The sequence below is a fragment of the Agromyces protaetiae genome (genome assembly GCF_030866785.1).
In the GTDB taxonomy this organism is placed as follows: domain Bacteria; phylum Actinomycetota; class Actinomycetes; order Actinomycetales; family Microbacteriaceae; genus Agromyces; species Agromyces silvae.
In genome coordinates this window covers 2,031,121-2,044,336 of the sequence record NZ_CP133018.1, presented here as the reverse complement: position 1 = coordinate 2,044,336, position 13,216 = coordinate 2,031,121, and the positions used below count along the sequence as shown (strand labels likewise).

Here is a 13,216-nt window from a genome sequence, read left to right as displayed (position 1 = left end):
GTGTCACGCGCCCCGGCTCGCGGGGCGCGGTGCGCGTGAGTGGTGGCCGGTCAGTCGCGCGGTCGGGTGAATGGGCGCGCCGCCTCGATGATGCGCCTGACGCACACGACGGCGGTGAGGTCGTCGGCGATGCCCGAGGCGGGGTGCGGCCGCGCGTCGATCGCCCGGGTCGCGGCCTCGAGCGCGTCGGTCGCGGCCTGAAGCCGCCGGGCGGCGTCCTCGGCGCCGGGCGCGGCGGCCACGAGGTCGGCGGTGCGGCGGATCGCCTCGACGAGCGAGGCCCGAGACGTCGCGTCGAGGGCGGTGCCGGGCTGGGACTCGCCGGTGTCGCTCCCCCGCACGATCCGCGCGGCGTCGTCGTCGGCGGAGCTCGGCGTGATCGACGCGAGCACGTCGGCCAGGTCGCGCGTGAAGAACACGATGCGCTCGAGCGCGCGGAGACGGTCGGCGTTCTCCTGCTGGTCCGCGTGCCGCCGCCGCCCGCGGGGATTGCCTCGGCGGCTCGCCGCGGCCTCGCGCACGTCAGCGGCGACCGCGGTGACGGTCGTGGCGAGCTCGTCGGCCGCGTGTTCGATCGCCGTCGGGTCGATCTGGTCGTGCTCGACCGCATCGGCCAGCTCAGCGAGCCGCGCCGTGACGGCGTCGCGCAGCGCCGAGAGACGATCGCTCGCACGCTGCAGGTACAGCGGCGGGAAGGCCAGCAGGTTCACCACGACGCCGACGACGACCCCGAACGCCATCGTCACGAGATACGACATCGAGAACTCGTCGGCGTCGCGCCCGCCGATCAGCAGCACGAAGAGCCCGGCGACCGCGACGAGCTCACGCCCGGAACCGAGCGACCTGAGCCCGCCGAGCCAGACGCCGACCGCGATCACCGCCGCGACGGCGGAGATGCCGGGAGCGCCCGTCGACACCATGGCCAGCCCGCCGAGGCCGAGCCCGATGCCGATCGCGAGGCCCGCGATGATCTGCAGGCCCGACCTCGCCGAGTCGATGAAGGTCGGGTACATGCTGAGCAGCACCCCGAGCGGCGCGTAGTAGGAGTACTCGGCGGCCGCGAACGGCACGAGCGGCGCGAGGTACCAGGCGAGCGCGGCCGCCGCGGCGGTCTTGAGCGCGAGAACGAACCGGGGGGCGTTCGTGAGGTCGTCCCGCCAGTCACGCAGCCCGGCCGCCGCCCTCCGGCGCATCCCGATCGTCGTCGTGCTCACCCATGCACCTCCTCAGCCCGCCGACGCTACCCCGCGCAGCTGAACGAATGCGCAGCGCGCCGGTCCTCGGAGCCGGCCGCCGGCGCGGAGGAGCAGCTCCGTGCGTCCCCGAAGCGGTCAGCTCTCCCATCCGACGCGGGCGCGGCGGCGCACCAGGAGCATTGCCATCCCTGCGAGCAGGAGCATGCCCGCGAGCAGGGCGCCGACGACGAGCCGGCCGGAGTCGGAGCCCGTCTCCGGCAAGTGCCCGGACAGGCCGCCGCCTGAGGCCGAACCGTCCGGTACGGCCCCGCCGCCGTCGCCGGGCTGTCCGCCCGGCTCTCCGCCGGGCTCGCTGGCGGGAGCGATCTGCAGCTGGATCGCGGCGATATCCACCCCGTCGCGGACTGCGGCGATCGAGTGCGCGCCGGGTGCAGTATCGGTCGGTACTGTGACCGTCGTGGTGAAGGCGCCGGCCTCGTCAGCCGTGACGGAGCCGAGGTCGACCACAGCAGATCGGAACTCGAGCGCGTACGCCGTGTTCGGAGCGAAACCCGTGCCGTGCACCACGATCCGGCCGCCGGGCACGAGGTCACCGGTCACCCGCAGCGCGGCGTTCGCCTCGGGATCCTCGCCGGGGTCGGCGACCAGCTCGACCTCGTTCGACGGCGCCGAGCCCTCCGACAGGCCCGCAGCGTTGCGTGCGAACACCGTCGCAGAATAGATGCCGGGCGCGAGTCCCGTGAACGCCGCCGTGCGCACGCCGGCATCGACCGTGACGATCGTGCCGTCGCTGAGGCGCACCTCGTACTGCGTCACGGGCGCTCCGCCATCGTCTTCCGGCGCGCTCCAGCTCACCGTCACCGTGCCGCCGGCGCCGGTCGCCACGACGTCGAGGGGTGCGGACGGCGCCTCCGCCGCGGTGATCTGGATCGTGCGCGTGGTGCTCCGGGTCACATGGCCCGCGCCGTCGCGCAACTCGGCATACCAGCCGTACGCCGTCTCCGGACGGACGCCTTCGAGGATCACGGTTGCCGCGGTGGCACCCACCACCCCCTGCGACGGCCCGATCCTGGTCGCCTCACCCGCCGCCATGATCAACGACGACGTCTCGAGCGTGCGCGTCGTGCTCCCCCCGAAGTCGAGCTCGAGCACGAAGTTCTCGCTGTCACTGCCGTGGAAGCCGGGGATCGCCCCCTCGGCGATCGGCTGTCGCCACGGCCCGTCGGAGGTGCGTGCATCGAGGTACGGCGAATAGGTGTTCGCGTAGAGCAGCCCGTTCTCGGCGTCGACGCTCAGGGACCTCAGGTACTGCTGGCCACCGTAGACCCGCCCCTGGTAGTCGGTGAGGATGCCGTAGACGAGCGCGCCTTCGGCCGCGGTCCGCGACGCGACCCCGGTTCCCGTGATGTGCCCGCCGAGCACCAGCTTCACGTTCGGGAACGGATCGATCAGCTGGCTGGTGAGGTGCTGATTGGCCCAGCGGTTCGCGCCGGTGTCGACGGACTGGTGCGCCGCGATGATCACCGCGTGATCGGGATGCTCGGCGATGATGTTCCTCGCCCAGGCGAGCCCTTCGTCGCCGGCCTGATCGGCCGAGAAGAAGCCGACCGTCAGGAGCATGATCTTCGCGCCCTCGATCTCAGCCGTGTAGTAGGAGTTGTCGATGTTGTTGCTGCCGCCGAACGTCCACGGCGAGCCCTCGAGGCTCTCCGCCATGCGTGACATCGGATAGTACTTCGGCAGCATCACGCGATTGTTCCGGTCGTTCTCGTAGTCGTGGTTCCCCCACGACACGAGGTACGGGATGCCGGCCTCGTCGAGTTTGGACATGCCCCGCTCGGCGTTGACCCACTGGTACTCCTGGGAGAGGTACTTGCGGTTGACGAGGTCCCCGGCGTGCACGACGATCGAGGTCTTCCGCTCCGGCGCGCGGTCGACGACGTAGGCCATCTGCTCCTCGAACATGTGCGGCGTCGCCTGGGTGTACAGCTGGGTGTCCGGAATGTGATCGAACGCCCAGTCGTAGTCGGCCGCCGCGGGCTCACGCTCGTAGTCGTGGTCTTCGCCGAACGGCTCCGCCGTGAGACCGCGCCACACCAGCACGTGCATGGTGCGCTCGTTCGAGACCGCGCCTTCGCCGGCGTATGCCTCCACGTCGAGCTCGATCGCGGCACCGCCCTCGTCTGCATCGCTGGCCTTGAGCCGCCATGCCCCGGCCGCGTGGTCGTACACCCACGCCGACACCCGGCGGTCATCTCCCGACCCTCGCCACACGACATGGAATCGGTCCTGTTCGGCCTGCTGCTCCGTCAGGGAGATCTCGTAGATCTGGAACGGGTTCGCGTTCTCGGCGGCTGTCCGCGAGAACAGCTCGCCGGTGACGGTCCCGGACTGGGGCGTGAGCGCCGTCGGCACGCGATCCGTCGTCGCACCTGATCGGACGACGGTGTTCGAGGCGTCGAGCGCAAGCAGCTCCTCGGCGAAGAACTCCACATCGACCCGCTCGAGGCTCTCGGTCCGCGGCGTCGCCGTGAGCTCGATGCCCTCCCCCCGGCCCGCGGAGGACGACGTGTCGTCGAGCTCGGGCTGAGCGGGTGCTGCGGTGTCGGTCACCGCGAGTCGCACACGCGCCGGCGCCGATGATCCGCCATCGGCCGTTGCGGTCAGCTCGACCTCCTGGTCTCCGATCGGGTCCACCGGGACCGGCAGTCGGAACACCCCGGCGTCGACCCGCTCGGAGACGACCTCCTCGCCGGCCACTCGGGCTGTCACGGTCGCCCGGTGGCTCACGGAGCCCGCGAACTCCACGAGGCCCGCCTCGACCTCGGCGCCCGTCGTGGGAGTGCCGATGATGAGCGAGATCGCGTCGCCGTCACGGGAGATCCGCTCGCCGAGCGAGACCGCGTCGCCCAGGTAGTTCGCGTACCGGAACGACTCGAACTCGGGCGTGAAGGCGACCCCGGCGATCTGGATCTCGTCGATCGTGCCGCGGAACGGGGAGGAGAGCGCGCCCGTGGACGTGTCGTAGTCGCCGATGGTGGTGCGCACGCGGTGGTCTGAGAACGTCGTGCGGTATTCGAGCATCTGGCTGTGCACCTCGCGCCCGTCGATGAACACCGAGTAGGTCATGCCGTCGTACACCTGGGTCACGAGGTGCGGCGCCCCGTCGGCGGGCGCGTCGTGGCGCGAGCTGACGTCGGCGTCGTTGAACTCGAAGCTGTTCCCGGCGAGCCGGGTGCCGAGACGGGACTCGTTCTTCACGACGCCCTGCCAGAAGGTCGTACGCCCGTCGCCCGTCGCGCTCTCCTTGGCCACGATCGGGGCGTTGCCCGTCAGCGCGGCGATGTCCCCCGCGGTCAGCGCGTACACGCCGCTGATGCTGATCCGGTCGAAGTCACCACCGATGTCGCCCGGGTACTGCAGACGCGAGCCCTCGAAGCGCGTCTGCCCGGTGCCGCGATCGGAGACGACGGCGTCGAGGTCCGCACCCACGAGCGTGCCGCTGGCGGTTCCCGTGGAGTCGACGACGGTGTCGCCGGACCGGCGAGGTTCGCCGAAGTGCTCGACGAGTGCGTAGTCGCCCGCCCACACCCGCGTCGGGTCGTTGGCGGTCTCGCCGCCGCCGTAATACGCCCAGAGCACGGCCGCCGATTCGGCGGGCAGCTCGGTGGCCCGCACCCAGACCGTCGAGGTGTGACCCGGACGCCAGGTCTCGACCTCGTACGGCAGCGGGACGCCGTTCGCGTCGACGAAGGCGAGGCTCTCGGCGCTGACGTCCGGGGTGTCCTCGATGCGGACCTGCACGGGCACGTCAGAGAACGACGAGCGGGTGTCGTTTCGCACCGTGATCGCCTGACGGTGCTCGGCGTCGGACTTGGCCCACGCGACGACGCTGCCGTCGGTGGAGACCCGACCGGTGAGCTCGCGCATGCGCTGCTCGGCCGCTGCAAGGGCCGCGAGACCCCCGACCGCCTGACGCTGCCCGGGTCGCAGCGCATCGACGGCCTCGCGCGCCGCGCCGACCGCGACCTCATCGGACAGGGTCAGCTCGTCGAGCGCCGGCAGCCCCGAGATCGAGGCCTCGACCGGGGCGAGGGAGCGGTCGATGCCGAAGCTCTCGAACACGCGCGGGCTGGACTGGTTCCGGATGTCGTACACGTCGACCGTGAGCTGGTCGTCCGTCACCCGTACCGCGACGAAGTTCTCGGTCGCCTGTGCGCCCGTGCGGTCGAAGAGCTGGAGGTACTGCTCGAGGTCGAAGCCGCGCGCGCTGCCCTTCTGTGCGTAGTGCTTGGCCCCGGCGGTGTTCGGCAGCAGGAAGATGGTGCCATCGGGGTCGACGTTGTACTCGATGCGCTTGCCGTTGATGATCTCCGTGTACTTCGTCGTCTCGACCACGCGTGCCTGCTCGATGCCCTCCGGGTCGTACCCGAGCACCTTGGTCCGGCTCATGACGTGGTCGTGGCCCTGCAGCACCAGGTCGACGCCGACCTCGTCGATGACCGGCATGAGCACCTTCCGCATGGCGACGACATCCCAGTCGTCGAGGTGGTTCGCGGTCGTGTACGGCCCCTTGTGCAGCGACAGGACGAGCCACTTCGCGCCGGCCTCGCGCGCGGCGAGAGCGTCCTGCCGCAGCCACTCGACCTGCGCGTCGGAGATCGCCTGGGCGCCCTGCTGGTTGGTGGCGCCGTCCTCGTTGGTGTTGAGCACCATGAAGTGCGCATCGTTGTAGCCGAACGAGTAATACGCGCCGCGACGGGTGTCCTGGCCGTTCGGGGCCTCGAGCGTGAAATGGTCCGTGAACGAGTCATCCGCCTCCTCGTGATTGCCGGCGGCGGGCGCGATCGTGGTGTTCAGCAGCGTGTCGCGTGCGGAGCCGAGCAGGTCGATCCAGTCCTGCTCGCGTGCGCCCTGCTCGACGAGGTCGCCGCTGTGCACCATGAACTCCGCCTCCGGCACGGCGGCGAACGCCTTCGACATGGTCGCGGCCGACAGCTGTGCCTCGGCGAGGTTCTGCGACTGCGTGTCGGTCAGGCCGATGAAGGTGAAGTCCTCGTCGGTGCCGGCGGTGACGAACGACCCCGTCGTGCTCCACACCCCGTTGACGGGGTCGCCCAGCCGGTAGTGATACCGGGTGCCGGGTGCGAGGTCCTGCACCACCGCACGGTAGAGACGCTCGCCGTGACGGCTGGTGTCGGCCGTTGCCCCGTGATCGACCGTCGAAGCCCCCTCGGGGAACTCGCGGTCGGTGCTGAGGCGCACGACTGCCGTGTCCGTGACCAGCGTCGAGTACCAGGTGAAGGCGCGCGCGGTCGCACCGTCGCCGTGGAACGTCGTCGTGACGCGGTTGGGGAGCTCGCCGGGCAGGATGAATCGCGGCACGGGGTGCCCGAGCGCGTCGTCCCACCGCCAGTTCTCCCCGAAGTCCCACCCGAGCCCCTCGTACGTCGACCGGTCGGCGAGCTGCTCGCCTGTGCGATCTGCACCGTGCTGGTTCTTGACGCCCGGGCCGGTCACCGGCGACCCGCCGATCGTGATCGCGGCGTTGCCGACGTTGTCGGTCGCGGTCCACCCGCCGAGGTCGGTGTACCCGACGATGCGGCCGGCGAAGCCGTCGACGCGGCCGCCGTACGCGATCGAACCCGCGTACGCGACATTTCCGGTGAAGCTCGACCCGTTGCCCGGATTGCCGGGGTACGAGATCACGAAACCGGCGTTGTCGCCTCGTGTGCCCCCGGTGCGGCCGACCGTGAGCTCGGCCTCGACGAGGTTCTCCGAGATGACGGCGCCGTTCTTCGAGTACGAGACCAGGCCGCCGGGCATCCGGTCGGCCGAGGCGCTCACCTTCGTCCAGTTACCGGACACGAGGCCGCCGTCCATCTCGGCCACGAGCCCGCTGACCTTCTCTGCGGCCGGTCCGCGCAGGTGCGCATCGATCACCGAGGTGCCGGTGATGGTCGAACGGGTCGAGACGACGGCGAGGCCGGCGACGAACTGCGTTCCGGTGCCCTGGTCTGCCGTGACGCCGTCGAGCACGAGGTCGCGCACCGTGGCCTCATGCAACTGACGGATGAATCCGAGCTGCGCGCCTGCGCCGCCGGGGCCGTACACGAGGTTCGCGATCCGGCGTCCGTTGCCTTCGAGCACCCCCTCGAAGCGGTCGATGCCGGGCCACTCCGCCCGGTCGGCGAAGTCGAGATCGGTCGTGAGCGCGTACGTCTTCTCCCCCGTGTACCGGGGGTTGCCGGCGTTCAGCTGCGCCGCGAGGAACTCGAGGTCCTCCTCGCTGCCGATCTCGAACGGCACCTCGGGGGTCCCGTCGCCGAGCAGCGCGTAGGTGTAGGACGGCACGGGGTGCCCGAGCACGTCGTCAAACCGCCACGCTGAGGCGAAGTCCCAGCCGAGCGCCTCGTAGGTCGAACGCTCGGCGAGCTGCTCGGCCGTGCGGTCCTCGCCGTGCTGGTTCTTGGTGCCCGGACCGGTGACGGTCGATCCGCCGACCGTGATCGCGCTGTTGGCGAGGTTGTCGGTCGCGGTCCACCCGCCGTAACCGGTGTACCCGACGATGCGACCGGCGAAGCCGTCGACGGCACCCCGGTAGTCGATGGATCCGGCGTAGGCGACGTTCCCGGTGAACCGGGAATCGCCACTGGGGTTGCCCGGGTAGTTCGCGATCATGGCGGCGTCGACCCCGCGCGTGCCGCCCTGGCCGTCGACGACCACGGTGAGGTCGGCTTCGACCAGGTTGTTCGAGATCGTGACGCTGTTCTTCGAGTACGACGCCACGCCACCGGCCATCTTGTTCGCCGTGATGTCAGCCTGTACCCGGTTGTCCGACGTGACGCCGCCGTCCATCTCCGCGATCAGGCCCGCCGCCTTCTCACCGCTCGCGGCCGTGAGGGTCGCACCCGAGACCGTGTTGCCCGTGATCGTCGAGCGGGTGGCAAGGACGGTGAGCCCGGACACCCAGTCGGTGCGACTCCCGCTGTCGGCGACGATGCCGTCGAGCGTGAGGTTTCGGACCGTCGCATCCGTGACCGACCTGAAGAACCCGAGTCGTCCGCCGGTGCTCCCGCCCGTGGCGCTCGGCCCGTACACGATGTCGCGGATGACGTGTCCCGCACCGTCGAACACGCCCCGGAACGTGTCGATGCCGGCGAAGGTCTCACCGCTGAAGTCGATGTCGGCCGTCAGCCGGTAGGTCGCACCGGCGAAGCCGGCCGGATCGGAGTTGATCGCGTCCGCTGCGACGCGAAGATCGGCGGCGGAGCCGATCTGATACGGCGACCGGGTCGAGCCGTCGCCGTCGAGCCCGAGCTCGACGGCCGCGGCCACGGACGCCAGCCCACCCGTCGCGATGAGTGCCGTGCCGACGGTGGCGGTGACGAACAGGGAGAACCAGCGGGAACGAGCGCGCGCGCGAATCATGGTCATCTTTTCTGGCCTGGTCCGGCGGGGTGCGGTCGGTGGCCATCGGGGGAAGACGTACGTGCGACATCCGAGCGTCCGCGATTGAACCGTGTTCGGCATCTGGGCGATGGCCCGATGAACGAACGGCGACGGGTGGATTCATCCGACTCTGATACCGCGCCGCTCGGGCCCGGCTGACGGATAAACTGGAAGGGCATTCCGGAACCACGACGTTCGACGTCGCCGACGAGAGGCCAGCATGACCCAGCACGCGGACGATCCCAAGCGCCGCGGCCCCGAAGGGCTGCGCGCGATGGATCGCGCGACGACGATCCTGTTCGAGCTCGCGGCGCACCCCGGCGGGCTCAGCCTGGCCGATCTCGCGCGGCAGACGGGCCTCACGCTGACGACGGTCCACCGGATGATCGGCACGCTCAGGGCTCACCGGCTCACGCGGGAGACGCCAGACGGACGCCAGGCGCTCGGGCCGGGAACGCTCATCCTCGCGCGCGGCTTCCTCGGCGGCCTCGACTTCCGGGTCGAGGCCCTCCCGGTGCTCGCCGAGCTCCGCGATGCGACCGATGAGGCCTGCCACCTGGGCACCCTCGCCAACCCGCACATCGTCTACGTCGACAAGCTCGACAGCACGCGTTCGGTGGGCGTCGTCTCACGAATCGGCGGCACCGCGCCGGCCGTCACCACCGCGGTGGGTCGGGCGATCCTCGCCCACTCGCCCGCCGAGGTCGTCGACGCCGTCATCGCCTCCACGGCGACCCAGCTGGGCAGGCACATCGACGCCGACGCCCTGCACGCAGAGCTCGCGCGCACCCGCCAGGACGGGTTCAGCCGCGACCTGGGCGAGAACGAGCCGTGGGTCAGCTGCCTCGGAGCGCCCGTCTTCGACGAGAACGGCTCGCCCGTCGCCGCGATCAGCCTGTCGATCCCGACCGAGCGGTTCGAGCCTGCGCGCGTGGCCGAGTTGGGCGCCCTCGTCCGCCGCAGCGCCGGCCGCATCTCGGAGGCCCTCGGACACATCACCGACTGGCCGGGCACGACGAACGGACAGGACTGAGATGACGCTCCGCATCGCCATCGCCGGCGCAGGCCGGTTCGGCACCCTGCACGCCCGAGCCTGGAGTGAGGCCGGTGCCGAGATCGTGGCGGCGGTCGACGCCGACGGCGAACGGTCGCGTGCGCTCGCCGCCGCGCACGGTTCGGACCGCCACGGCACGGACCTCGGCGTCGTGCTCCAGGACGGTGGCGTGGACGCGGTGATCGTGGCGAGCGACGAGGCCTCGCACACCCGCCTCACGGACCAGGCCATCGAGCACGGCTGTCACGCGTTCGTCGAGAAGCCGTTCTCGCTGCACACTGCCGAGGCGGCCCGAAGCATCGCAGCCGCCGAGCGCGCCGGACTGCACCTCGTCGCCGGGCACATCTCGCGCTTCGCGCAGCCGTATGCGTACATGCGGGAGGCGCTCGACGCGGGCCGGCTCGGCGACCTCTGGAGCGTGCGACTCCGCCGTGACTTCACCCGGAGCTGGCTGGCCGCCTTCGGGCACCGCGTGCACCCCGCCTGGGAGTCCTGCATCCACGACATCGACCTCGCCATCTTCTTCACGCGCGAGTGCCCGCAGTCGGTGTACGCCCTGCAGGTGGCCGACGACGCCACCGGGTTCCCCGCGTCGATGTCCGCCCTGCTCCGCTTCGCCTCGGGTCGCACGGTCACGATCGAGTCCGCGTGGAGCGTGCCGGATCGCGGGCCGCAGTCCCTGGCCGGTGCACTGGCACTGGACGGGACGATCGCGGGCGCGGCCGAGCTCATCGGCTCGAGCGGCACGATCACGCAGCGCCTGATCAACGACGCCCTCGTCGAGTGGAACGAGCAGGGTGTCTTCGCGCCGGACCTCTCGCTCTGGCCGGAACGGAACGGCCGCATCGGCGGCGCGCTCCGCGAGGAAGTCGAGCACGCGCTCGCGGTGTTCTCCGGAACGCTCCCCAACGAGCGGATGCCGCACCGCGAGGCGCTCTGGAGCGTCGCCACGGCCGAGGCGATGATCCGATCGCTCGAGAGCGGTCAGCCGGAGGCCGTGCTCACGGATTGAGCACGTTGCGCGGCGGGATCAGACGCTCGAACGACGCCGCGGCGGCGCGGACCTCGGTGCCGGCATCGTGGAGCACCGGCCGGCCGTGACCGGGGAAGAGCTGATCGACGCCGAGTGCGGCAAGCGCGATGACGCTCTCGGCGTACCGGTCGAGGCGGCAGTCGGGGATGGCCTGCAGGCTCACGAGGCCTCCCGCGAAGAGCACATCCCCCGTGAACAGCGCGCGGCCCGCGGTCCCTTCGACGAGGAAGACCACGTGTCCGTCGCAGTGCCCGGGGGCGGCGATGCTCGTGACGCGGATGCCGGGGAGATCGATCTGCTCACCGTCGCCGAGGACCCGCTCTGGTGCGTGAGCGGTCAAGGAGAACTCCGGCGGGTAGATCCCGAGCTCCCGGGCCCGCGCGACCTGGGTCACCGTCTCGTCGCCTGCGGCGAGGGCGTTCGCGGTGACCTCGTCCGCGGCGATGGTCCATCCGTACGCGGCCGCCGCGGCCGCGCCGCCGGCATGGTCGCCGTGGTAGTGCGTGACGAGCACCACGTCGATCGCCCCGGGATCGGCCACGGCCGCCACGTTCGCGTACCAGGCGTCGGCGGCGAGGCCGGTCCCGGCGTCGATGAGCACGCCCCTCGTACCGGTCCAGAGGAGGTACTGATTGCTGTCGTACGGGCTCGTGAACGCCGGGCTCTGCTCGTCGGGGGTTCCGACGAGCCAGACATACTCCCCCAGCCGGACGGCGCTCATGCCGCGGGCGTACCTGCCGCCGAGGCATCCGTCACGATGTCCGTCGGGTCCGCGGCGACTCCCGCGAGCGGCCGCACCGCCATCACGTCGATCTCGACCAGGATGTTCGCGAGCGTGCTGCCCACGGTCGTGCGCACCGGGTACGGTGCCGGGAAGCGCCGCTCGTACACGCCGTTGTAGGCCGCGAAGTCGCGATCGAGGTGCTCGAGGTGCACGGTCGACTTCACGACGTCGGCGAGCGTGAGCCCGACGAGGCCGAGCGCGGTCTCGACGTTGCTGATGACCTGTTCGGTCTGCGCCTCGATGCCGTCGGGCACGAGTCCGGTCGCCGGGTCCTGGGGGCCGAACCCGGCGGTGACCACGAACGACCCGCAGTCGATCACGTGACTGTACGGTCCCGCGGGGTTCGGGAGGGTCTCGCTGGTGTGGGCGATCCGGGTCATGCGCGTTCCTGTCTCCGAAGGTCGAAATACCGGTCGATGAGGGTGCTGTAGAGGCGGTGCGCCTGGCGCAGCTGCGTGACGCCGACCTTCTCGTTGGCGCCGTGCGCGACACTGATCCACCCTGGCCCGAGGCTCGCGATCGTGGGGATGCCGCCCTGGCCCATGAAGTAGGTCGCATCGGTGCCGCCGGGGAACGCCGCGAACGGGACCGGCTTGCCGAGCACGGACTCGGCCGCCGACTGCGCGGCACGGGCGACCGCCGTCGTCGGGGACAGCTCGACGGCGGGCATCCAGCCCTGCCCGCTCTCGAGGTAGCTGATGCGGAAGTCGACGTCGGCCGGGAGGGTCGCACGCACGAGCTCTTCGACCTCACGGTGCAGCGTCTCCCGGCTCATGCCGGGCACCAGCCGCACCTCCATGCTCACCCGGCAGTGGCCGGGCCAGGTGCCGAAGCTCACGCCGCCGGTGATGAACATGCCGGGATTGACGGTCGGCGCGCACGCCACCTCGCCGGGGGCGTCCACCGTGGGCACGAACGACTCGAACGCGTGCAGCAGGTCGGCCGCGTGCAGGGTGGCGTTGCGACCGAGCGTGTGCGAGAGCCCGCTGTGGCCCTGGCGTGCGAGCACGTCGATGTGGAAGCAGCAGATGCCCCTGGAGACGAGGTAGACGGCCTCCCATGGGTCGGTGATGCCGCTGGGCTCGCCGATCACGATGTCATCGAGGCCGGGAAGCAGGCCCTCGGCGGCGAGCGCCTTCGCGCCCGCGTCGGAGCCCTGCTCCTCGTCGGCCGTGAGCACGAGCGAGACCCGGCCGGGCTCGCTCGCGTCCGCGCCCACGCCCGCGGCCGCAGCCCGCCCGCCCGCGGCGAAATCCTCGAGCGCACGCATCATGGCGGCCACGCCGCCCTTCATGTCGGTGCTGCCCAGGCCGAAGGCGTCGTCGCCCACCACGGTGAGCTCCAGCGGCGGCGTGTGCCACTCGGCACGCGCATCGCCGATCGGCTTGGTGTCGAGATGACCGGACAGGCCGAGGTGGCCCTGCCCTCCGCGGTCGACCGTGACGACGAGGTTCGGCCGCCCGCTGACAGGTTCGAGCACTCGTGCGTCGAATCCGCGCTCGTCCGCCCATCGCGCGACGTACGCGACGATCTCGGGCTCCTGCGGGCCGGGATTCTGCGAGTCGATGGCGACGAGTTCGCGGGTGAGATCGAGCACGTCCATGAAGTCTCCTCATCGGGGCCGCGGACGCATGTCGCCGTCCGGTGGCCGTCGATCGACTTGGACGATCGACTTGTCAAACGTGATCGTAGCTTTC

The 13,216-nt window shown here is 70.9% G+C and carries 7 protein-coding genes; 2 read left to right on the top strand and 5 right to left on the bottom strand.

Translation table 11 applies throughout. The features are described from left to right. Positions 1 to 50 precede the first annotated feature (50 nt). Positions 51 to 1,214, bottom strand: a complete 1,164-nt coding sequence (locus tag QU602_RS09410) for an FUSC family protein (protein ID WP_308800031.1) — start codon at positions 1,212 to 1,214, stop codon at positions 51 to 53. Positions 1,215 to 1,331: 117 nt separating this feature from the next. Further along, entirely contained in the window at positions 1,332 to 8,633 is a 7,302-nt protein-coding gene (locus tag QU602_RS09405) for a DUF2341 domain-containing protein (RefSeq protein WP_308800030.1), read from the bottom strand. Positions 8,634 to 8,868: 235 nt separating this feature from the next. On the opposite strand from QU602_RS09405, the gene QU602_RS09400 reads away from it, so the two are divergent. Beyond that, entirely contained in the window at positions 8,869 to 9,681 is an 813-nt protein-coding gene (locus QU602_RS09400) for an IclR family transcriptional regulator (protein WP_308800029.1), read from the top strand. A 1-nt stretch (position 9,682) separates the two neighbouring features. Beyond that, positions 9,683 to 10,714, top strand: coding sequence for a Gfo/Idh/MocA family protein (locus QU602_RS09395; RefSeq protein WP_308800028.1), 1,032 nt, complete (start codon positions 9,683 to 9,685; stop codon positions 10,712 to 10,714). Here QU602_RS09395 and QU602_RS09390 read toward each other — a convergent pair. Genes QU602_RS09390 through QU602_RS09380 form a run of 3 tightly spaced genes read right to left on the bottom strand, consistent with a single transcriptional unit; the run spans position 10,704 to position 13,122 of the window. After that, the gene (locus QU602_RS09390) at positions 10,704 to 11,456 is read right to left on the bottom strand and encodes an MBL fold metallo-hydrolase (protein ID WP_308800027.1); all 753 of its coding nucleotides are present in this window, start codon (positions 11,454 to 11,456) and stop codon (positions 10,704 to 10,706) included. The genes QU602_RS09395 and QU602_RS09390 overlap by 11 nt on opposite strands. Then, on the bottom strand, positions 11,453 to 11,899 hold the full coding sequence (locus QU602_RS09385; RefSeq protein ID WP_308800025.1) for a RidA family protein: 447 nt from the start codon (positions 11,897 to 11,899) through the stop codon (positions 11,453 to 11,455). The genes QU602_RS09390 and QU602_RS09385 overlap by 4 nt, the downstream gene beginning before the upstream one ends. After that, entirely contained in the window at positions 11,896 to 13,122 is a 1,227-nt protein-coding gene (locus tag QU602_RS09380; protein ID WP_308800024.1) for a M20 family metallopeptidase, read from the bottom strand. The genes QU602_RS09385 and QU602_RS09380 overlap by 4 nt, the downstream gene beginning before the upstream one ends. Between the last annotated feature and the right edge of the window lie 94 nt (positions 13,123 to 13,216).